Here is a 23,123-nt window from a genome sequence, read left to right as displayed (position 1 = left end):
TGGCAGGGTGATGTGTCTAATCAATAGTGATAATTAAAAGAAAAAGATAAAACAATGAAACAGCTATTTTCGGTGGTGATGATGTTTTCAGCATTGAATGTTGTACCCATGGATATAACACAGAGCCATTATCATCAGCATTTGGACACAGATCTTGTACGACAGGAGGGCACTGGTTGTAGTGTTATTGAGAAGATAAAAGTTATTATAAGGAATTTTATCATTCATATTTTACTGTTCGGTATAGGATTATTCGCTTTATTATTTTCTTTGGTTTCATGTAACAATGCAAATCCGAAAACAGATGTTTCTGTGGAGTTAAAGGATACTTTCCATTTTTCTACCATTTATGAAATACCGGCAACTCCAATAAAACAACAGATATCCGGAACTTGTTGGGCATACTCCACTGCATCTTTCCTTGAATCAGAAATATATCGTATTAAAGGATATTTCATTGAACTTTCTCCGATGTATTTTGTATATAATGCTTATATCCGAAAATCGGAGAACTTTATTCTTCGACAGGGAACGGCACGCTTTTCTGAAGGCGGTTGTAATTATGATCCTTTGATCGATGTCGATTTTGTCGGGATTATGCCGTCTGGAATATATCATGGTGATACAGTTCCGTCACATCAGAAACTTATGGCTGAAATGTTGCCGCTTGTAAATGCTTTTGCAAACAGAAAAATTGAAGGTAACTGGCGTGGAAAGATAAAGCATGTTTTGGATGCGTATTTGGGCTGTCCTCCCACAAAATTCATTTATAAGGGCACGGAATTTACTCCAAAACAATTTTGGGAATTTACAGAATTAAATAAAGAACATTATGTTAATCTCACGTCCTTTATTCATGAACCTTTAAACGAATATGTCATATTGCAGATTCCGGCAAACTGGACAAGTATGAGGTATTTTAATATCAGTTTGGACGAATATATGGAAAATATAGATAATGCGCTGTCTAAGGGATTTTCGCTTGCTGTCGCAATGGATCTTACTGGTCCTGAATTATCGGAAATACAAGGATTTGCACGTATGACTTCAGATAGTGTTGTTTCTCCTGAAACGCGTCAACGCGATTTTGAAAATTTTATTACGACGGACGATCACAATATGCATATTATTGGTAAAGTGAGAGATAAGGATGGTAATTTATATTATAAGTGCAAAAATTCCTGGGGTGTTGATTTCGGATTAGACGGTTGCTATTATCTTAGTCCGTCGTATTTGAGGGCAAAGTCAATTTATGTTATGATGAATCAGAAAGGACTGCTTGATACAACATATAAGAAAATGGAAAAATGCAGATGCTGTATGAAGGAATACTAATCTGTCTGATATGATTTCATAGAAGACATTAGTATAATTATATACGATACTCGAAGATTGTGCATAATATTTTTACATAATAGAAATGTATATTTGCCGCGGATGGCTTCGACTCATTTTCATTCGATGAAAATGTCGAAGTCATCCTCTTCTTTGTCTTCTGTCGTGGTTGACTGAGTCTTAGGCTGTGTCTTCAGGTTGCCTTTCTCGTCGAACATACCGTAGGTGGTGCGCAGCACAATGAACTCTGTACGGCGGTTGAGCTGATTACATATCTCCTGCTTTTCCTCGTCGAGTTTCTTTATGAATTCCTCAGTCAGCACGTCGCCTTCCTTCAGCCAGTCATATTTCTCAGTGAGTTTCTTGCGTATGGTCTTCGGTTTCTCTTTGCCATATCCCACCGGACTGAGTCGGTCGGCGGCGATGCCTTTGCTTGTAAGATAGTTCACTACTGATTCGGCACGGCGCTGTGCCAGTCCCTTGTTGTATTCAGACGAGCCCTTGTAGTCGCAGTGTGCGCTCAGCTCTATGGTGACGTTGGGGTTCTCGTTCAGCAATTTTACCAGTTCGTCGAGTGCCTTTGTGGATTCCGGTCGGAGCGTAGCTTTGTCGAAATCGTAGAATATATTGTCGATAAGTACGGGTGCCGTGATTGATGCCAGCGGGAACTGGAGTACGTATTCTTTTGATTCCTCAGTCTTTTCAGCCTTCAGTTCTTCTTTATGATTGAGGAAGCCCTTGCACGTGGCGAGGAATATGTATTGCACGTCAGGTTTTATCACCTGTTCGAATGAGCCGTCGCCTTTTACGCTCAGTTTCAGGTTGGTGCCGTCGTCGCCTATCATGTAAACCTGTGCCGACGGCAGTTCGTAACCGTCCTGTTCGTAAACCCAGCCCTTGACATTCTGTACTATCTCAGGATTTTCGAAGCTGTATATGTGGTCCCAGCCTCGTCCGTCGTTGCGGTTTGAGGAAAAATAGCCACGGTTGTGCACTCCTTCAAATGTCATTCCGAAGTCGTCGGCCTGTGAGTTGAGCGGATAACCCGGATGCTCCAATACGTAACGGCCGCTCTTGTCAGGTTTGGCAATGTAGATATCGAGGCCACCCATGCCCGGATGTCCGTTGCTCGAGAAGTACAGATCGCCGTTAGGTCTGAACGTAGGAAACATCTCATCGCCCGGCGTGTTTATCGGTTCACCGAGATTTTCCACTCCGCCCAGTCCGGCAGACGTAAGCCTCACCCTCCATATATCGAGTCCGCCGACTCCTCCCGGCATGTCCGATGTAAAATAGAGCCATTGTCCGTCGGGCGACACTGCGGGGTGAGCGTAGCTTGATAGAGTGTCGCGAGTGATTTCAAGCAGCGAAGCCTTTCCCCACGATGCGTCCGCTCTTGACGATGTGACTATCTGTGCATAGCGTGGATATGACGGATCTGTCAGGCATTGTGTGAGATACATCTCCCGCTGGTCGGGCGACAGTGCGCAGGCACCTTCGTCAAACTCAGTGTTGAGTCCGCCTTCCACTGCCTCCGGCTTGCCCCATTTGCCCTTGTCGTCCTTTTCAGATACGAATATGTCTCCGGGCTTAGTGCCTGTGATACCGCTCAGTTCGTTGCCCTGTGCTTCGTTGCGTGTAGATGTGAAATATAGTTTTTCGTACTGGTCGCCTGCAAGAACCGGTGAGAATTCTGCGCGACGCGAATTGAACACATCCATGCGCTTCACGGTGTATCTCGAACCGTCCTTCTTCAATTGCGGAGCTTTCTGTGCGGAGATGAGACCGTTTTTGGCCAGCAGATTGTCGGGCATGGAGTCGAGTACAGCTTTGAATTCTGTTGCTGCCTGCTTGTAGTCGGCCACCTTGAGTAGCTGACGTGCGTATGACAGACGGTTGTTGATGTCGGCCTGGTTGTAGCGTATGGCGTTTCGGTATGCAGCTACTGCCTTTTGCACAGAGTTTGTTTTCTCATAGCAGAAAGCCATTTTCAGCGCATACTGTCCTCTTTTCTCGCGCTCCTTCGGCGACGTCTTGGTGTATGCCTGCTTGAATTGTGTGGCAGCATCATAGTATTCGCCGAGTGCGAGATACTTCTCTGCTTTTTTCAGGTTTTTCTCAGCTCCGCACGAACAAATCATGACACACGCCATGACGATTGCGGCTATATATGCGTATTTTTTCATTTCCGGTCAGTCTTTCTTCTTTCATTAAGAAACGAAAAAACCGCCGCTTTATTGCGAAGCAACGGTTTTTAGGTATATCAAATGTTCATTCATTTGTCTTTTGTGTCGAAAGCCACTCTGTAGTTGCATCCGTTTTTCCAGTTGCTGCATCCGTAGGCGGTTTTTCCTTTTATTATTGTGCCGGTGCCGCATAACGGACATTTTTTTCCGATGATGTTGTCCTCGGCTGTTGGTTGGGCCTTGGTTGGTTTAGCGACAGTTTGTGTCTTTCCGCTTGTGGAGGATGAGGCTTTCTTTTTCGGTGCACTGCGTGTGGTCCGTTTTTTCTTCAGATCCTCATCGGTTGTAGTGGTGATGCGCCGGTTGCTGTTGTCGCGCAATACGTCGTTCACAATCTCTGTGATCTGGGCTTTCAGCTCGTTGATGAACAGTGCGGCGTCATATTTTTTGTGTTCTATGTCGCGCAGCTTCTTCTCCCAAATGCCGGTGAGCTCACAGCTCTTGAGCAGCTCCTCGTGGATGGTGTCTATCAGTTCAATGCCTGTCTGTGTTGCTACGAGGTTTTTACGCTCACGCTTGATGTAGCGGCGCTTGAACAGAGTTTCTATTATGTTGGCACGTGAGGACGGACGTCCTATACCGTTTTCCTTGAGTGCTGCGCGCAGCGTCTCATCTTCCACAAATTTACCGGCCGTTTCCATGGCACGCAGCAGTGTGGCTTCGGTATAGTATTTGGGCGGTGTCGTGCTTTTCTCGCTCAGAGTGGGTTCGTGCGGCCCGCTCTCTCCCTTGACAAAGGTAGGCAGTGTCCGCTCGTCGTCACCCTTTTTAGCATCATCATCCTGTGCAAGGGTTTCTTCCTTGGCATATACTGTGCGCCATCCCGGTGAAAGTATTTCCTTTCCACTCACCTTGAATTCCACGTCTTCCACTTTGCCCAGTACGGTAGTTGTGGAAAATTTGCAGTCGGGCCAGAATGCGGCAATGAAGCGTCGGGCTATCAGATCGTAGACGTTGCGCTCCATGTCGGTGAGGTTGACGGCCGGCACACCGGTGGGTATTATGGCATGGTGGTCGGTCACCTTGGATGTGTCAAATATGCGTTTGGGTTTTATCAGGGCCTTGGCCAGCAGCGGCTGTGTGAGTTCCTGATAGCCGCGCAGACCGTTGAGGATGGACGGACACTTGGGATAGATGTCGTCGCTGAGAAACTGTGTGTCAACACGAGGATATGTCGTGAGCTTGCGTTCATACAGTCCTTGTATGAGGTTGAGTGTAGTTTCGGCGCTGTAGCTGAACTTTTTGTTGCATTCCACCTGCAGAGATGTAAGGTCGAACAGGCGTTGCGGCGCCTCGGTGCCGTTCTTCTTCTGTACATCAGTGACGCTGAACGGTTTGCCTGCAATGGTCTCGAAAGCCTTTTCTCCCTCTTCCTTAGAGGCGAAACGGCCTTTTGTTGCAGTAAAAAGTGTGTCGCGGTAGATGGTGGACAGCACCCAGTAAGGCTCCGGTTTGAAATTGTCTATCTCCTTCTGACGGTTAACTATCAGTGCAAGTGTAGGCGTCTGCACACGGCCTATGCTCAACACCTGATGGTTCTGGCCATACTTCAACGTGTAGAGTCGCGTGGCGTTCATTCCCAGAATCCAGTCGCCTATGGCACGGCTCAGTCCTGCTATGTATAGCGGATTGTACTCTGACTGGTCTTTCAGAGAGTTGAAGCCCTCGCGTATGGCCTCGTCGGTCATTGACGAGATCCACAGACGCTTCACCGGACACTTGGCTTTTGCCTTCTGCATGACCCACCGCTGTATCAGCTCTCCCTCTTGGCCGGCGTCACCGCAGTTGATAATACCATCGGCGGCCTGCATGAGTTTCTCTATTACGGCGAACTGTTTCCTGATGCCTGCGTCGTCGATGAGCTTTATGCCGAACTTTGCCGGGATCATCGGCAGGGCGCTGAGGCTCCAGTGCTTCCAGTTCTCGGTATAATCGTTCGGTTCCTTCAGGGTGCACAGATGTCCGAATGTCCATGTCACCTGATATCCGTTGCCTTCCATATAGCCGTCCTTTGAGCTGTTGGCTCCGATGATGCGCGCTATGTCTTTGGCAACGCTTGGTTTCTCGGCGATGCAAACTATCATTTATATATGTTGTATGTCTGGATGTTGTTATGCGTGAATGAAATTGCAGACAAAATTACAAGAAAAATCTCATACGTCGCCGTTTTGCATGCGAAAAAATAGTGTGACAGAAACAACAATGGCAGAGCAATGTCTTCATGTCATGCGCTGGACATTGCATAATTTCCTCCGGCCATGTTGTTCCTGTGCACTGTCGGTAACCATAATCATACGGTTGTCTGCAAGGACCGGGTTCTTCTTGATTTTATGAAATACATTACTATAATACTTACTGTAGTCATTGATTCTGAAAGACAAAGAGCAAGCCATATGCCTTTGGTTCCGACAATCGCGGGCAGAAGCAGAAATGCAGGAATCAAAAAGATGAATCCGCGGAGCGCGGCAAGTATGGTTGCCGGCCTTACCTGTTCCACACTTTGATAATAGCCTATGACAGTGAGATTGAATATGAAGAAAACAAACGCAGTGGAGAAATATGGATAACCGTCGATGGCAATGCGTGCGGCTTCGTTGTCAGGACTGATGAACAGCGCTACGAGTATATGTGGGAAGAAGAAAAATATTGCCATGATTATGCTGCCGCATACAACAGATGTAAGTATCGCAATGCGTTCGGTTGCAGAAACACGGTCTTTATAGCCAAGGCCGAAGTTATAGCTGATGATGGGTTGGGCGGATTGTGCGATGGCGTTGCCGACCATGAATACAAAAGGAATGTAATAGCATGCAATGCCAAACGCTCCCACACCGTTGTCACCAAGATATTTCATGAATACGTTGTTGCCAACAAACATGAGAGTGGCAAGTGTGGCTTCTGTAAGAAGGGCTGAAGAACCAATTCGGCACTGATAACCGATGTTGCGAAGAGACAGACGCAGACTCTTGATGCTCCATTTTATAGGATAAAAACGAAGTTTCTCAGCAAAGCGGAACAAATATATCAAACCGATAAGGCCACCGATGAAAAGTCCGATGGTTGCCGCAAAGGCTGCGCCCATCAGACCCAAGTCAAGGGGAAATATGAACAGCCAGCCCAGCACTACGCTGATAAGGGCTGCAGCGACGTTGCACATCATTGCGAGACGTGGCGAACCGTCCAGACGTATCACGAACAGACAAACAGAGCACCACATCTGGAACATGAGTGAAGGTACGAACCAAAGCAGATATTCTCTGACCAGGGGAGTAAGATGATCGGACGCACCCAGCAAGCGGGCTGTGGCAGATGGCCAGATCATCATGAGAATAGAGGGAATTGATGCCACAATGGTGACAAATATTATTGATTGTGTCACATTGATGCGTGCCGCTTTTGATTTTCCACGTGAGAGTTGTATGGACGCGACAACGGAGGCACCTGCTCCTGTCATAAGGCCGATACCGGTGAAAAGCATCAGCAGAGGAATGCATATATTGATGGCGGCTATGCCGTCACTTCCGATACCATGACCTACGAATATGCCGTCGGCGGCTGTGACAGCCGACATACTCAGCATGCCTAATAGAGTGGGGACAAAATACTTTCTGAACAGTGTGGATATTTTTACTGTTCCTAAATCAATAGCATCTCTTTTCATTGTACTCTGTTTTTACATTATATTGTTGTTGCAAATAAAAATGCCGGACAAGGTGATTGGTTTTACCCAGTCATCTTGTCCGGCACTCACTGTTGCCCTCCGATGAGGATTACAAAACGCTTTTTCTCGTTATGTTGGTGCAAAGGTAGGCTAAAACTCCTGAGTATGCAAATTTTATGATAAATTTATTACACCGGAAAACATAATTGCTGTGTCCATGATATGTAATAGAATGAGTGCCTTGTGATGTATTAAATTTATGTAACTAATAGGTATGTTTAGTTTGATAATCGAATGTTATTTCGTATATTTGTCCTTGATAGAAATGTTGTGAGAAAAAGGGAAGTATTAATCTTGACAATTATCTGAATAAATACCGAATTCTATTATAAACCTAAATTCTGATTGTATATGTATTTTAGATGGAGAACACTTTCAAGACAGATGTCTGTTCTGTTGGCAGCTGCATTGCTGGCAGGTGTGGAATGTATGGCACAGAAGCACAATGTGCTTACTGCCAAGGAGAAGGCCGACGGCTGGGAACTGCTGTTTGACGGCAAGACTCTGAACGGATGGAGAGACTACAACGGCAATACGCTCACCGAACCGTGGCACGTCGTGGACGGATGCATACAGGCAAAGGGCGACGGCAGCGACGCAAGCGGATATATGGTGACCGACCGCGAGTTTGAGAATTTCATATTGTCGTGGGACTGGAAACTGTCGAAGGGCGGCAACAGCGGTATGCTGTATCATGTGGTGGAGCGTCCGCAGTATGCAGTGCCTTATGTCACCGGTCCGGAATATCAGCTCATAGACGAGCCGAACTTCCCCGAAAAGCTCGAAGAATGGCAGAAGACGGGCGCCGACTATGCCATGCATGTGCCCGACAAGTCGAAGATGAAGGTAAGACCTTACGGCGAGTGGAACAACTCGAAGATAGTGTTCGACAACGGCCATGTGGAGCATTGGCTCAACGGAAAGAAGATACTCGAGTTTGAGGCATGGACAGACGATTGGCACAAACTGAAGAACAGCGGCAAGTGGGCAGATGCTCCTGAGTACGGATTGGCGCACAAGGGTGTGATATGTCTGCAGGATCATGGCTATCCGGCATCGTTCCGCAACATCAAGATAAAGGAGCTTCCGCGCAAGAGTGGCAAGAAGGTGACACTGTTCAACGGCAAGAACCTCGACGGATGGGACGCTTACGGAACAGAGCGTTGGTATGTTGAGGACGGACTGCTCGTGTGTGAGAGCGGCCCCGACAAGCAGTACGGATATCTGGCTACACGCAATTATTACGACGACTTCGACCTCACGCTGGAATTCAAACAGGAGGCTGACGGCAATTCGGGAGTATTCATCCGTTCGTTTGTAGAGGAAGGAGCAAAGGTGAACGGCTGGCAGGTGGAAGTTGCTCCGAAGGGATACGACACCGGAGGCATATACGAATCGTACGGCAGAGGATGGCTTATACAGATACCTGATGAGCGGGAGAACATTCTGAAAGAAGGCGAATGGAACACGATGCGTATCAGAGTGAAGGGCGACAACGTGCAGACATGGCTCAACGGCGAGCAGATGGTTAACATAAACGACGCCAAGATAGGTGCAGGAAAAGGACGTATAGCGCTTCAGATACACGATGGCGGTGGAATAAAAGTAGTGTGGCGCAATCTTAAATTGACTACGCTTTAATGCAGAATATACAGGTAATTAAAATCTCTTTGCATCAGGCAGAGAGATTTTTTTATTCTGTAGAAATACAGTGGGGATTGGTTGCAATGAAAAAACAGTGACATCAATCGTGTATCTGTATTGTTGCTTTAAGCTGAAAGGGAAGCGATCTGGGCAACTTACAGATTTTCTGTATCCTGCGGTTTTTCCATTTGAGTTTTCAGTTCTACCCCGAAAAATAAGCGAGTATTTGCGAGCTGACTTTCCTTCGGACGTAAATTCGCGAAAAATAAGAGTTTTATTCAAAATGTTGAATATCAAATACTTACAATGACAAGAGACTTCTCCGTCATGCAAAAAGCACCGTTTCAGCATGTGATATGGCCCATTTCAGGGGCTGAAACGCACAATATCACACCCTGATACAGGCGAAACCAGACCCTAAAACGGGCATAACCGGAACTCAAAATAAATTATCCGGGCATCCTAAGCAGGGTATACTGTAAGTCAGTAAAGTCCGAACGGGGCTTTTCAATGCTGTGTTTAACATTTCTTTACATCTCTTTTGCGATTTTATTTTGTCAAAAAAAAGTCAAGAAAAACTGTAAGTCCGTCGCTCGGGTTTTCTTGAAAAACGCCGATATGAGGCGTGACGATACGCGAGGGAAGCATGCATCTTTTTTGTGGTGGGGATTTATCGGTTGTGGCAATGTGAATTTATTATTACGTCGGAGAAGTACTGCTACAGTTCATAACGCACGGTGTTGTCCGGAATTTTTCCTTCGTTCCATGGTTCTTCTTGAATAAAACCAATCTCCATGGAATTTTTACAGAGTATTTTTATATTTATATGTATATGTGATGCAAGATTTTTGAAGTTTTGCAGTTTACATAGTAGAACTGTGATATTATACATACAACATCAGACATATACAAAACTGAGATATGAGATTCTTGAGATATATACTGCCGGTGATGGCCGCTTTCGTTCTGTTTTCGTGTACGGAGAACGACAGATCCCTCTATATGGAGAATGACTTCATAGATAACGGAGGATTGAAAGGTTCTTATCAGGGCGTGTGGAGCATAGACGGACAGGAGAATATACCGTCGGAGGTTACAGTGTATGACACCGGATTCAGTTTCAAGGTGCTTCCTGTTGAGGCTGTGCTCAAGGCAATGCTGCCAGGACATGATATCAAACCTTCAGAAGAAGTGGGCTACATGGTGCCTTATGACGAGACGGGCTATACCGAACAGGCAATGTACTATTCGGTGCATCCGGAGCAGTGGACAGTGAAGGCACGCATAGATGGGGTGGAGCGCACCGTAGTAATACATTTTGTAAGCCATGACGATGATTATGCGTTTAATTCGATTGCCACTTATTCCAAACTGTCAGGCGTATACAAGATAGTGCTTCACATGCGTGGAATTGAGATATATGGCGACAGCGTGGAAGAAGGAACGTATGAGCAGGACAGAAATATGAAACTGACGTTCGTAACGAAGAAAAAAATATAACGGACGTCACGACGTGCCGGATAGTGTGTCTGAAAACAAAAACAGTAATGAGTTGAAATCGGAGAAGCGTCTTCTTAACGACATAAAGAACGGCAGCAGATCAGCTATGCGTGAACTGTATGACCGCTATTCGGGATATGCCACAGCTGTCTGTCTGCGGTATATCCCGAACAGGGATGAAGTGCAGGACGTGATGCAGGACAGCTTCGTGAAGATATTCACCTCGTTGGATAGTTTCGAGTTTCGCGGAGAAGGGTCGCTCAAGTCGTGGATTGCGAAAATAGTAGTGAACGAGTCGCTCGACTTTATCCGCAAGAACGGCAAGTTCTCTTTCACCGACAACATACCGGACGGTGTGGAGGAAGAGGAACCGGAGATTGACTCTATACCGGACGATGTGCTGATGGAGATGATAGGACGTCTGCCTGATGGCTACAGGGTTGTACTGAACATGTATGTATTCGGCCAGATGAGTCATAAAGAGATTGCAGAAAAGCTAGGCATCAAGGTGGGGACATCCGCATCGCAGTTTTTCCATGCCAAAAAGATGCTTGCGAAAATGATAAACGATTATAACAAACGACAATAATATGAAACATAACGACTGGACAGACAAATTGCATGACCGGCTTTCAGACTATAAAGCCGAACCTCCCGTCGGTTTGTGGGACAAAATAGAAACTTCTCTTGACAGCAGAGAGAAGAAAGCAAAGATTGTGCGCATGCGTGTGTGGACGGCTGCCGCTGCGGCTGTGCTTCTGCTTATAACAGGAGTGGGCTATCTGCTCAACAAAAAGACCATTTCGCAGCTTGACAGTATGGAGAAGAGCTACGCAAGCGTAAGAGATAATGCCGCAGGACGTACGGCAGGTATGCTGAAAACTACAGCAGATATGCCTTCTGAGGCGATAAGGACAGACCGGATGTCGGAAATGTTGTCGGCCAATAGTGCAAAAAGTACGCTCACGGGGACGGCATCGGATATCTCAAAACCGGAGGCAGTAGTGCCGGAAGCACAGCAACCTGAGGATAACGAAACCAAGATTGCGGAAAATACTGCTGGAAGTGAGGAGGAAATAAGGATAGAAAAAAACGACAAGGAAAATCCTGACAGACATGATGTAAGTGTGGATGAGTTGTTCCCGCAGACAGATTCGTATGGCAGTTATAATAGAAGAAAACGCGGAGGCGGGTGGGCTGTCAGTGCCTATTCATCAAATATGTTTGGCAATGTCAATTCTGTAAATGGTGTAAATGTGATAAGCCGTGTGACGGCGAAGTATGCAATGACAGAGAACATGCTGAAGGCCAGCTCGACGACTTTCTCAAATTATAAGGAAGACAAGAAGCATTATCTGCCTGTGTCGTTCGGTCTGACAGCGGCTTATGCTATTACAGATCGCATCTCTTTGACTTCGGGTGTGGTATATTCAAAGTTATCGTCTGATTTCATACGTTCTTCAAACGGTGAGGAGTCCAAAGACTGCCAGACGCTTCATTATGTAGGTGTTCCCCTCAATGTGAATTATAATGTATGGAGCACGGGCCGTTTCAAGGCTTATGTCACAGCCGGCGGCCAGGCTGATTTCAATGTCTCGGCGCGGGTGGAGACCGAAGGTGTGAAGAGGAAGATGGACAGAGACGACGTGCAGTGGTCTGTAAATGCTGCTGCCGGTGCGCAGTATGACGTCATACCGCAGCTTGGTGTGTATGTGGAACCCGGTGTGAAATATTATATTGATAATGGCAGTGCAATTGAAAATTATTTCAAGGATAAGCCTGTGAGTTTCAGTCTGCAGGTCGGATTGAGACTAAATATAAAATAGTCAGTGTTTGGTATGATTTATATGTGTGCGGACGGCGGGCGCTTTCAGAGCGAACCTGCCGTCTGTCCATATTGTACGGTATGGTTTTATTTGTGAAAGACATTCTTCTACAAATCTGTCTTTCTCGTTCCTGTTTTCTTTATCCGTAAGCAGATAAGGCAGTTGTCCGCTGTACCGGTAGGCCACATCAATGTAGCGTCTGTTCATCATGTCGCTGGTGAAAACCGTTGAATATACGGCAAAAGGTTTACAATCGAGCAGTGATATGACCGGAATAGAGAAGTCGCAGATCATATAGCTGTTGTCTGGAACAAGAGGTTTCACCTTTTGTATGATATAGTTATTGATGTCGGCGTTTTCTTTTGATGTATAAATATGTTTGGTCAAAGGGCTGTTTATCGTGTAATGGCATTCCGTACGTGCGCTTTCTTCCATCATCGGACGGTGAATGTTTGTGTATATCATCGCTATGCATATGAAAGCATATCCTATTCGCATTGCCGGATATGTTGCTTTTCTATACTCTGGTTTCAACTTTCCAATACCTTCGTATATAATACCGAGCGCCGCAGGCAGAGTCATGAAGCACATGTCTTTCCCATAGAAATCGGCTCCGGCGTTGCTTCCTACTGGGAAAACAACAGGAATGAACAGTGACAGTAGATATAATGAAGCAGTCTTGCTTTCGCTTTCCGGTTTGATAAAAAGAAATGCTGATGCGGAAAGACAGATACCTACTGTGATGTTGGATGGCGCTTCCCACAGATATATGTTGGGTATGATGAGTAGCGCCATGACTGCTGTCATGATGTTTCTCTTTATGCCGTGTAAATTAAAATAGCTGACAGCGATGAGGAATATCAGAAGTGCGATGACGGAGAAACCTTGTATCTGGCCTTTGTACAAACCGTAAAGGCATATTATTATTGTCTTTACTCCATGCGGGTCTTGCGGATCGTGGCCGCGTGTGAAGATGTCCTGCAGGTTCATGGTGAACACTTCGAGCATGCCGGTTGCGTATAATATTATGGTGACAACTGCGCATGCTATGGCTGTTCCGGCGAAGAACGCGGCAAACTGATGTGATGTCTTCAGTCTGCTTGTGTATTTATATGAAACAAGCCAGGCAAGAAAAGGTATGCCGATAAATGTAATATTGACGATTCTGAAAAAGAAGGCTGTTCCGACAAAAAGACCGCTTAGGAGAATTGCTTTCGCACTGTTGTTGGCAAAACCGTGGTGATATGCCATGACAGCAAGTGTAAGCAGGCCGACGGAATAATCGTTGTAGTTTATCTCCGTATAGCTTCCGAAGTGGGCGAAAGTGGCGAGCAACAGTCCGAAGATTATAATGCGGCGGTTTATGTATTGTTTCAGATAGAGATATATGACGGTCTGTGACAATATGACAAACACCAGATGGAGCACTCTCAGTCCAAGATATGAGTTGATGGAAAAGAGGTCGCAAAGGAATGATGTCAGCTGAAAGCTGAGAAGCCACTGCCCGAGAAAATATGAAACATAAGGTTCTTCGTTGAAGTGTTGATAACTGGACATGTAGAAACCGATGTCAAGGTGGGAAAAACCTTGGAACATCTGGATGCCTAAATATATGATGACAAAGAATATATACAGTATGAACGGATATTCGGTTCTTATGTTTGACGGGTTGTTTCTGGACATATACCTTTTATTATAATTCAAAAGTGAATCTGGATGAAACAGAACATCCTATGCTTTCCTTGAAATTACACAAACCGTAGTTTGGAATGCCGTGCTCGGTTGAAGGACCTATGTCCAATATTCTGATACCTTCTTTGTAATAGTATTCGAATATTCTGTACGCAAGATAGTTCATTGGACGGATGCTGTTATACTGTCGGAGATCACCCCAGTATATCACCTGACAGATACCGTCGGCCACATGAAATATCTGTGCAGCGGCAACATCACATCCTGAATGTGTGAGAATGAAGAAATCGGCAGGTATTATTTTTATTGTACTGAGAACATTCTCCACACTCATTCTGAGCGGATATCCATGCTCTTTCCGATTGGCTTTTATTACGTTATAGGCACGTATTATGTCTTCCGTGTTGTCATTGCATACATGAGTGAACGTGAATTCTTCTTTCAAAGCCTTATGCAGGTTCTTTTTTGCGTTACGTTCAATTATGCTTTCGTAATTATGGAAGTATGGTATATTGAAGTGATAGTTTATTTCATTATAACTTATTTTTCCAGCTCTTGAAAGGGAATTGATGCATTGTACTGTCTGACATTGCTCGTATATCGTTGGCGGAAGTGTTATAATCGTCTTTTTATGATGTTCTTCTCCAAACGATTTCAACTGCAGTACAGCTTCGTCTATGAGCTCAATGTTTTGTGGCTTGTTGAAACATAAGCCGCCGAAAGGTGCAGAGAAAGGTGACAACAGATTGTCTGCGTTTTCTCCCAGAACTATTCCGAATCTGATTTTTGTATCTTCAAAAAAAAGATAATGAAGTTTTTTCACTTTATACTTGTTGAGTTCGGAAAACTCCACACTGTTGTAAATATGTTGGGTTCTTTTGAAGACTTCCTTATATTCGGCGGCAGTTGTTTCTGTTATTTTCATTTCACTCGAATTGGTTGAGAAGGTGTGCGATGGTTTCTCGTTCCTCCGTTTCAAGAACCTGGCTTACAGGAATGCTCAGTTCTTCCTTGTGTATTTTTTCTGTAATGGGGAATGACAGACCGGCCATTTCTTTGTAGCAATTCTGCTTATAAGGTGGAAGAGGATAGTGTACGTCAGTCTGAACACCGTTATGTGAAAGATATTCTTTTAATTCATCACGTCTTTCGCACAAGACAGGAAAGATGTGGAATACGCTGCTTTCCCAATATTCTTGCGATGGAAGTTTTATTCTATTGTTCCTGACATTGTCTATATAGAATTTTGCGTTTTCGCGGCGGCGTTCGTTTTCCTTATCAATATATTTCAGTTTTACAGACAATACGGCAGCATGCAACTCATCCATTCGGCTGTTTATTCCTATATGGTCGAATATATATTTCTTTGCGGAACCGTAGTTTGCCAGTCCTCTTATCATGTCTGCCAGTTCTGTGTCGTCTGTTGTCACGGCTCCAGCATCGCCAAGTGTGCCTATGTTCTTTGTCGGATAGAAGCTGTGAGCGGCTGCGTCGCCGAGCGATCCTGTGCGTTTGCCATCATATTTGCAACCGTGTGCCTGTGCGTTGTCCTCTATCAGTTTCAGTCCGTATTGCTTGCAGAGCCGTCCGATAGTGTCGGTGTATGCACATTTACCGTAAAGGTGCACGATCATAATGGCTTTAGTACGCGGTGTTATGGCTTCTTCAATCTTGCTGTCGTCCATCTGAAGAGTGTTGATGTCGGCTTCCACCAACACCGGCTTGAGTTCGTTTCTGCTTATGGCAAGGATAGATGCAATGTAAGTATTTGCAGGAACGATTACTTCGTCGCCTTTTTTCATTATTCCCAACTCAATGTATGCACGCAGAATAAGCGTGAGTGCGTCAAGTCCGTTGCCGCATCCGATGCAGTGGCCGGTACCTGTGAATTCTGCATATGCACTCTCGAATTTCCTTGTTTCTTCACCTTTCAGATACCATCCGCTTTTTAGTGTCCGCTCAAGCGCTTCGTGCAGTTCTTCGTAATGTAAGGCTGTGATCTTCTTTAAGTCGAGAAATTGAATCATTTTATGTATTCCAGATATTCTTCGTAATTGCGTATGTAGTCGCTTTCCTCAAAAAAGTCTGAGGCAAGTACAAGACATACAGAGCCTGAGGAAAAATCATTGAGTGTGCGCCATGTGCCTGTCTCCACAAGTAATCCCTGATAAGGATGATTAAGGAGAAAAGTCTTTTTCTCGTGTCCGTTATCTAGTGTTACTGTGAATGAGCCGCTTACGGCTATTATGAATTCCCGGCATTTCTTGTGAGCATGTCCTCCGCGATTCTCTCCCGACGGCACATCATAAACCCAATACACCCTTTTCACTTCAAAAGGTATATGTTTTGTGCTCTCGGCAAAAGTAAGATTGCCGCGTGGATCCGTTATTTTGGGCAGCTCAATGATTCTTCCTTCAGGACAGTTCATTATATTTTATTATTTTATTATTGTCGATGCAAGGCGCTTGGCTTTGTCGCGTAAGATTGTTGTATCCTCGTTTGTGTCACCGTAGCAGAGTACTACACCCATGCGTCGGTTGACGTGCTGCTGCTGTTTACCGAATATTCTCAGTCGTGTCTTGTCTTCTTTCAGTGCCTCAACCATGTTGTATTCCGGTTCATGATCAGCTTCTTCTTTTGCCAGAACGACTGCGCTTGCACCTGCGTGCTCAAGATGGATGGCCGGTATAGGCAGGCCCATTACAGCACGGAAGTGAAGCTCGAATTCATTCAGATTGAGTGTATGGCCGAGTGTCACCATGCCTGTGTCGTGTGGACGTGGAGACAGTTCGGAGAAGATGACGCCCTTGTCGTGTGTCAGGAAAAACTCAACACCCCATATTCCGGCTCCTGTCAGGGCTTTTGTTACGGCGTCAGCCATGTGCTGTGCTTCCTTCAGGTCTTTGTCGCTGATGGCAAACGGCTGCCAGCTTTCGCGGTAGTCGCCGCCTTTCTGAACGTGTCCTATCGGCGGACAGAACAGTGTCGGGCCGTCCTTCTGTGTCACTGTGAGAAGGGTGAATTCGCTATCGAAGTGGATGAACTCTTCAATAATTATTTCCTTCACGTCTCCTCTGCTGCCGGCCATTGCCTCGTTGAATGAGTTTTCCAGGTCGTCAGCAGTTTTTGCTACGGTCTGTCCGTGTCCTGATGAAGACATCAACGGTTTGATGACACACGGGAAACCTATTTCCTTCGCGTATTCTTTCAGTTCGTCGAGAGTCTTTGCATAGAAGTATTTTGCTGTTTTCAGACCGAGGTCTTTTGCTGCAAGATCTCGTATGGCTTTGCGATTCATTGTGAAGTTCACGGCTTTTGCGCTTGGCACAACCTGTATTCCACGCTTCTCAATGTCAAACAGACGTTCTGTACGGATGGCCTCTATTTCCGGAACGATTATGTCCGGGTTGTGCTTGTTTACGATATTGTCAAGCATGTCACCGTCCAACATGTTGAATACTTCGCATTCGTCTGCCACTTGCATTGCCGGTGCGTTGGCATATCTGTCGCATGCTATTACATATTGTCCTGCGCGTTTTGCTGCGATGACAAACTCTTTTCCGAGTTCTCCTGAACCCAATAACAGTATCTTCTTCATTGTTTACGTTTATTTTATTATCTGCTTTATCATCTGCCATTCCGGCGTTACTGCGATTTTGCGCAGGTTGTTTTCCATTATTTTCAGCATTATATCCTCCGACACCTTGCGTTCGTGTGCGACGTCGCAAAGTGGTTTTACCGGACTGCCAAACAGTCCGTAATAATCTTTCATTGCTTTCTCGTCGTTGACGGGAAGCAGACGTATGAGATGCTTGATGTAATGTTCAACCTTCTTGCTGACACAGTTGGGCTCTTTGCCAAGTCGTATAAGGAAATTTTGAAGCTCTTCAGAAAGAGTATCCATATTCAATGCCGGTATGCTGGTGGATAGTTTTATTAAATATTTCTAGTTATAACAGTTGTATTATAAATGCCTTCAACGTGGAGACAGACATATTATCGAAATTTCATCATGCGATTCGTTCTACCTGTGTCGCATGATGAAATTCCATGGATGTGGCTGGGATATTATCTGTTGCCGTACATTTGTTCGTAATATTTCTGATAGTCGCCGCTTGTCACGTCCTTTATCCAGTCCTGGTGTTCCAGATTCCAGCGTATTGTCTTCACAATGCCGTCGGCGAATTTTGTCTCCGGATACCATCCCAATTCGTTCTTTATCTTTGTCGGATCGATAGCATAGCGCTGGTCGTGTCCCAGTCGGTCGGCCACAAATGTGATGAGATCGTCGTTTATCCAGTCTATTCTTATGTTGCCGTTCCTGTCGATTTCTTGTTTTTTGAGTACTTTCCTAAGTTCCGGCTCATTTTCCATCATGTCGTGGATGGTCTTTATTGTGAGTTTCACGATGTCGATGTTTTTCATCTCATTGTGTCCACCTACGTTGTAAACCTGTCCGTCACGTCCTTCACGCACCACGAGGTCGATGGCTTTGCAGTGGTCTTCCACGTATAGCCAGTCGCGTACATTCTCTCCTTTTCCGTAAACAGGGAGCTTCTTTCCTTCCAATATGTTGTTGATGATAAGCGGAATGAGCTTCTCCGGGAAGTGGTAAGGACCATAGTTGTTTGAGCAACGTGTTATGGTGACAGGCATGTGGTAAGTGTCATGATAGGCCATTACGAAAAGATCGGCGCTTGTTTTTGATGCACTGTACGGGCTGTGCGGGCATAGCGGAGTCTCCTCTGTGAAGTAGCCTTCCGCACCGAGTGAACCGTAAACCTCATCGGTTGCGACCTGATGGAATCGTTTTCCTTCCTTCCATGTAGGATATCCGGTCTCATCCTTTCCTGTAACCCACGCTTTGCGTGCCGCGTCCAGAAGATTCTGTGTCCCAAGGATATTCACCGATAGGAACAGCTGTGGGTCCTCGATGCTCCGGTCAACATGGCTTTCGGCTGCAAAGTTTACAACATAGTCGATGTCGTTTTCGGCAAAGAGTTTGTCTGCGAGCTCCCTGTCTCTTATGTCACCACGTACAAAGAAACAACGCTCGTTGTCGATGTCGTCCTTTATAGTTCCGAGGTTTCCTGCGTAAGTCAGAAGATCTAGTACAATAATCTTGATGTCCTCGTTTTTGTACTTTCTGTGAAGCAGGTACTTGATGAAGTTTGCACCAATGAATCCTGCGGCTCCTGTTACAAGATAAGTCTTCATGTTATATATGTTTTTAATGATTTTGCTTTTTACGTTCGTGTCTCCAGAACAATAACAACTGGAAAATTATATAGTAAACGATTATTTCTGTCCATGTGTCGGCGTCAGTCTGCCATCCGCATATATGTCCGATTGCGGCAAGTATTGAAATAAGTACTCCTGTGGACAATAATAAGAGCAAAGCGTATTTTAATATCTTATTCATCATAACCGTTTTGTATCTTTTTACGCGGATCTGCCAGTGTGATGACTTCGCAATCTTTAAACTTACTGCCGTCTATGGTCAGCTTTATGAGTGTTCTGTCCACGTGCCATCCCTGCAGTCCTGCAGCTCCGGGATTGATGTGTAGCAGCCCGAGAGTATTGTCGTATTTTATTTTCAGTATATGTGAATGGCCGCTTATGAACAGCTGTGGCGGAGAAGCATATATTTTACTTCTTATGCTCGGATCATACCGTCCGGGATATCCGCCGATGTGCTTCATCAGAACATCGACACTTTCGCATCTGAATCTGAGAATTTCCGGAAACATACGTCTAAGATCGCCTCCGTCACAGTTGCCGCATACGGCACGTAGCGGGCGGAAGGCGGCTAACTTTTCTGCAAGCTCGGTAGAGCAGATGTCTCCAGCATGCCATATCTCATCGCACGACTCGAAGTATTCCAGATATTTGTCGTCCCAATATGAGTGGGTGTCGCTGATTATTCCTATCCTTTTCATTGCAATCGGACTGTTTGGAAAACAGTCATGACACGGTTCTGTATCTTACAATGCAAAGATAGTGATATTATTTAAATGTAGCAAACATGTATTTTGTTTTTATCCCCGTTGTCATGGCTATCCGATGGAAACGCATCTTGGATCATGTTCCTTGCAATGCTTTCTCGGCCTTCTGGCAAAGGAAAACGAGAAGCAGAGTCATCGCAATGGCCGTGAGTGAGTAGGTGTAGAAGCTGAAACCGGCGAATTGGCTTAGATAGTTTATCGCCGGCTCCTCAAGAAAATAGAACAGTATGCTGTTTGTTCCGATGTATCTGAGCAGATGGTTGTCGATGTTCACATATCGTATGATGCTTATTGCGATGACAGTGAACAGCAGGCTTGATATTGTCGGATTGGGATGGAAATACTGCAGCAATGCGAACAATATGGCGCATGGCAATATGAGATATATCGGCCGGATATTCTTTAGTTTGTCGTAAGAGATGGCGACGAGCATCCCGAACGGAAAGTTGAGTACTGTGATAAACCACCAGAGGTCGGCATTTAATATGAAGTTCGCCACGCAATAATATGCTACACACACTGCCGTGACTACAGCTACGCATGTGCGTGGACTTCTGAATGTATTGAATATGAGCATAGAAACGGTGTAAAGTCCTATTATGACTTTATAGAACCATGCCTCATTGTCGGGTGGTATGTCAAGTGAAAGAAACGAAGTGAAAAGCTGTGGTGTCAGTTGTTTTGCGTCAAACAGTATGTATACAGCAAGGCTTATTGCCCATAACCACAGAAATGGTATGAACAGCTTTACTACCTTGTTCCTTATGTATGTTTTGCTGATAGGTCGGTTGCGTAACAATGAGAAAAACATTCCGAAGCCGGAAAGAAACAGAAAGACACCGGTGCCGTCATATCCCCACGACCATCCTATGTCGAGAAATCTGAGCCAACTGTCTGTGTGACATTGCGGCATGTCTATGGCGCTGAGATATGTGTGGTGCACGATTATCATTATCATGCACACACCTCTCAATGCATAGGTATCATTTTTCTCCAGCAAATTGTGCTCGTTGCTGCAGATAGGTGTTTTGTGTCGTTCTGGCATAAGCGGGAGCGGATGACAAAAAACATTCTTTTCTTTCCGTAAGGAAAAGGCAGAATCTTACAGTCCGAGTTTCTGTTTGATGAAGTCCTTTATCAGTTCCTCGGTCTTCTCCATTCCGAGTATGCTTGAGTTTATGCACAGATCGTACGACGCGCAGTAACCCCACTTCTTGCCAGTGTAATAATTGTAGTATGTGGAGCGTTCGCTTTCTCTGTCATTTATTATTTTCATGGCAGTTTCAGCCCCACATCCATGTCTTTTTGCCACGCGCTCTATTCTTTCGTCAAGATCGGCTGTTATGAATATGTTCACGGTGTTTTCAAATTCACGCAGCACATAATCTGCGCAACGTCCTACAAAGACACACGAACTTTCCTGCGCCGCCTTGCGTATTGCATCGCTCTGAAACTGGAACAGACTCTCCTGAGACAGCCGGTTGTTGTAGAAACTTGAGCCTGAGAGGAAGGGCATGTGTGCGTAGAAGAATGATTTGAGAAAACCCTTCTGTTCGTCGTTCTGTTCGAAAAATTTTTCGCAGAAGCCACTCTCTTTGGCTGCAAGGTTCAGCAGTTCTTTGTCATAGAACTTGCATCCGAAGTCTTTGGCAAGCATCGAAGCGATGATGCGTCCGCCGCTTCCGAGCTGACGGCCAACATTTATTATTATCTTTTTGTCATCCATTTGTGAGCTCTCTATGTTGTTTCATGAATTTTTTCATATATACGGCCATTATCCATGCAGCTACTACTGCGGCCAGTGCGTCAGACGCCGGCATGGCGTACCATACTCCGTCTATTCCGAATATAGGAGGCAGAATAATTAGTAGCGGCAGCAGGAATAATAATTGTCTTGACAGTGAAAGGAATATACTTATCTTGGCTTTTCCGATACTCTGGAAGAAGTTGGTCACCACCATCTGATAACCTACTATCGGGAACATCATCATGATGGTACGTATGCCTCGTGCCGACATGCCGATGAGTGTGGCGTCTGTGGTGAAAAGCCTTGCGCACAATTCTGGTATTATCATTGCAATGGCAAATCCGGTGGTCATGATGATGGTCGCCGCTATCACTGCATATTTGAGAACACGCAACATTCGGTCGAGCTGCTGCGAACCGTAGTTGTAACCGGCGATAGGTTGCATGCCCTGGTTCAAGCCCATGTTGATCATCACAAAGATGAAGGCCACGCGGTTGGCAATGCCGTAGGCTCCTACTGCAAGGTCACCCCCGTATTTCACCAGACTGTTGTTTATGAATATCACGATGATGCATGCGCATACGTTCATGGAGAATGGCGACAGACCTATGGCTATGATATTCCTTGCAATGTCGTGGTCGGGACGGTATATGCCTCTGTGCAGATGGAGCGGTTCTTTCTTATCGCTCAGTATACGCATCTGCCATACTAACGCTACTATCTGTGAAAGGATTGTGGCGTAGGCTGCTCCGCGTATTCCGAGTTCGAACACCCAAATGAAAATCGGGTCGAGAATCGCGTTCAGTACCACGGTAATAATTGTCATGTACATGGCTTGTTTGGGCTTGCCTATGGCGCGCAGAATGGCGTTCATGCCGTAGAACATCTGGCTGAAGACATTTGCTGCAAGAATGACAGTCATGTAGTCGCGAGCATAAGGAAGTGTCTGAGCGCTTGCGCCAAAGAAGCGAAGAATAGGGTCGAGGAACAGAAGACTCACCAGTCCTACGGCAATACCGATGACCGTGTTGAGTGTCACGTTGTTGCCGAGAATGCGCTCTGCCGTCTTGTAGTCCTTCTGGCCGAGTTTTACAGACAGATAAGTTGATGCACCGATACCTATGGCAGCGCCGAAGGCTGCTGTGAGGTTCATGAAAGGAAATGTAATAGCCAGTCCTGATATGGCCATGGCTCCCACGCCCTGCCCGATGAATATGCTGTCAACCATATTGTAGAGCGAGGCTGCCGTCATTGCTATGATGGCAGGGAGGGCATACTGCATGAGCAGTTTGCCGACTGGTTTGGTGCCTAATTCTAAAGTTGCTTGTTTATTATCCATAATTAAAAATCCGATGCAAAGTTACTTCAAATTGGAGAGATACAAAACAAAAAAGCGTTGTTTTTTCG

The 23,123-nt window shown here is 45.5% G+C and carries 19 protein-coding genes; 5 read left to right on the top strand and 14 right to left on the bottom strand.

The genetic code is table 11. The features are described 5' to 3' along the window. Positions 1–54 precede the first annotated feature (54 nt). Positions 55–1,335 (top strand): C1 family peptidase, encoded by a 1,281-nt coding sequence (locus WKT13_RS05355; protein WP_340323152.1) that lies wholly within the window; start codon positions 55–57, stop codon positions 1,333–1,335. Between the two features lie 119 nt (positions 1,336–1,454). On the opposite strand, the gene porE is transcribed toward WKT13_RS05355, so the two are convergent. From porE to WKT13_RS05340, 3 genes are all read right to left on the bottom strand, one after another. Beyond that, a complete protein-coding gene (gene porE, locus WKT13_RS05350) occupies positions 1,455–3,521 on the bottom strand; it encodes a PorE family type IX secretion system protein (RefSeq protein ID WP_340323151.1) in 2,067 nt (688 codons plus the stop codon). 89 nt (positions 3,522–3,610) lie between these two features. Continuing rightward, positions 3,611–5,665, bottom strand: a complete 2,055-nt coding sequence (locus tag WKT13_RS05345) for a DNA topoisomerase 3 (protein WP_340323150.1) — start codon at positions 5,663–5,665, stop codon at positions 3,611–3,613. 206 nt (positions 5,666–5,871) lie between these two features. After that, the gene (locus WKT13_RS05340) at positions 5,872–7,242 is read right to left on the bottom strand and encodes an MATE family efflux transporter (protein WP_340323149.1); all 1,371 of its coding nucleotides are present in this window, start codon (positions 7,240–7,242) and stop codon (positions 5,872–5,874) included. 444 nt (positions 7,243–7,686) lie between these two features. Here WKT13_RS05340 and WKT13_RS05335 point away from each other — a divergent pair, with 444 nt between their 5' ends. From WKT13_RS05335 to WKT13_RS05320, 4 genes are all read left to right on the top strand, one after another. Further along, complete coding sequence (locus WKT13_RS05335) at positions 7,687–8,943, top strand: 3-keto-disaccharide hydrolase (RefSeq protein WP_445323581.1); 1,257 nt, start codon at positions 7,687–7,689, stop codon at positions 8,941–8,943. Between the two features lie 924 nt (positions 8,944–9,867). Next, the gene (locus tag WKT13_RS05330) at positions 9,868–10,446 is read left to right on the top strand and encodes a hypothetical protein (RefSeq protein WP_340323148.1); all 579 of its coding nucleotides are present in this window, start codon (positions 9,868–9,870) and stop codon (positions 10,444–10,446) included. Positions 10,447–10,498: 52 nt separating this feature from the next. Beyond that, on the top strand, positions 10,499–11,035 hold the full coding sequence (locus WKT13_RS05325; RefSeq protein WP_298619879.1) for an RNA polymerase sigma factor: 537 nt from the start codon (positions 10,499–10,501) through the stop codon (positions 11,033–11,035). A gap of 1 nt (position 11,036) precedes the next feature. Next, a complete protein-coding gene (locus WKT13_RS05320; RefSeq protein WP_340323147.1) occupies positions 11,037–12,272 on the top strand; it encodes an outer membrane beta-barrel protein in 1,236 nt (411 codons plus the stop codon). On the opposite strand, the gene WKT13_RS05315 is transcribed toward WKT13_RS05320, so the two are convergent. The 11 genes from WKT13_RS05315 to WKT13_RS05265 all read right to left on the bottom strand — a co-directional run bounded on the left by WKT13_RS05315 (position 12,273) and on the right by WKT13_RS05265 (position 23,055). Next, positions 12,273–13,955: an ArnT family glycosyltransferase gene (locus WKT13_RS05315; protein ID WP_340323146.1), complete on the bottom strand. Its 1,683-nt coding sequence runs from the start codon at positions 13,953–13,955 to the stop codon at positions 12,273–12,275. 10 nt (positions 13,956–13,965) lie between these two features. Further along, complete coding sequence (locus WKT13_RS05310) at positions 13,966–14,889, bottom strand: hypothetical protein (RefSeq protein ID WP_340323145.1); 924 nt, start codon at positions 14,887–14,889, stop codon at positions 13,966–13,968. A gap of 1 nt (position 14,890) precedes the next feature. Continuing rightward, complete coding sequence (locus WKT13_RS05305; protein WP_340323144.1) at positions 14,891–15,991, bottom strand: DegT/DnrJ/EryC1/StrS family aminotransferase; 1,101 nt, start codon at positions 15,989–15,991, stop codon at positions 14,891–14,893. Beyond that, entirely contained in the window at positions 15,988–16,392 is a 405-nt protein-coding gene (locus WKT13_RS05300) for a sugar 3,4-ketoisomerase (RefSeq protein WP_340323143.1), read from the bottom strand. Before WKT13_RS05300 ends, WKT13_RS05305 begins: the two co-directional genes overlap by 4 nt. A gap of 9 nt (positions 16,393–16,401) precedes the next feature. Next, entirely contained in the window at positions 16,402–17,562 is a 1,161-nt protein-coding gene (purT, locus tag WKT13_RS05295) for a formate-dependent phosphoribosylglycinamide formyltransferase (protein ID WP_340323142.1), read from the bottom strand. A gap of 9 nt (positions 17,563–17,571) precedes the next feature. Further along, positions 17,572–17,868 carry a hypothetical protein gene (locus WKT13_RS05290; protein WP_340323141.1) on the bottom strand — a complete coding sequence of 99 codons (297 nt, stop codon included), beginning with the start codon at positions 17,866–17,868 and terminating at the stop codon, positions 17,572–17,574. A 164-nt stretch (positions 17,869–18,032) separates the two neighbouring features. Next, positions 18,033–19,181, bottom strand: a complete 1,149-nt coding sequence (rfbB, locus tag WKT13_RS05285) for a dTDP-glucose 4,6-dehydratase (RefSeq protein WP_340323140.1) — start codon at positions 19,179–19,181, stop codon at positions 18,033–18,035. A gap of 197 nt (positions 19,182–19,378) precedes the next feature. Continuing rightward, on the bottom strand, positions 19,379–19,903 hold the full coding sequence (locus WKT13_RS05280) for a metallophosphoesterase family protein (RefSeq protein WP_340323139.1): 525 nt from the start codon (positions 19,901–19,903) through the stop codon (positions 19,379–19,381). Between the two features lie 142 nt (positions 19,904–20,045). Further along, the gene (locus tag WKT13_RS05275; protein ID WP_340323138.1) at positions 20,046–21,014 is read right to left on the bottom strand and encodes an acyltransferase family protein; all 969 of its coding nucleotides are present in this window, start codon (positions 21,012–21,014) and stop codon (positions 20,046–20,048) included. A 57-nt stretch (positions 21,015–21,071) separates the two neighbouring features. Then, entirely contained in the window at positions 21,072–21,695 is a 624-nt protein-coding gene (locus tag WKT13_RS05270; RefSeq protein WP_298619902.1) for a cytidylate kinase-like family protein, read from the bottom strand. Further along, positions 21,688–23,055, bottom strand: a complete 1,368-nt coding sequence (locus WKT13_RS05265; protein ID WP_340323137.1) for an MATE family efflux transporter — start codon at positions 23,053–23,055, stop codon at positions 21,688–21,690. The genes WKT13_RS05270 and WKT13_RS05265 overlap by 8 nt, the downstream gene beginning before the upstream one ends. Positions 23,056–23,123: the final 68 nt, after the last annotated feature.

It is taken from the genome of Prevotella sp. HCN-7019 (assembly GCF_037890215.1).
Classification (GTDB): Bacteria; Bacteroidota; Bacteroidia; order Bacteroidales; family Bacteroidaceae; genus Prevotella.
Note: the sequence above shows the minus strand (reverse complement) of the source record. Positions and strands in the feature narration are given on the sequence as shown.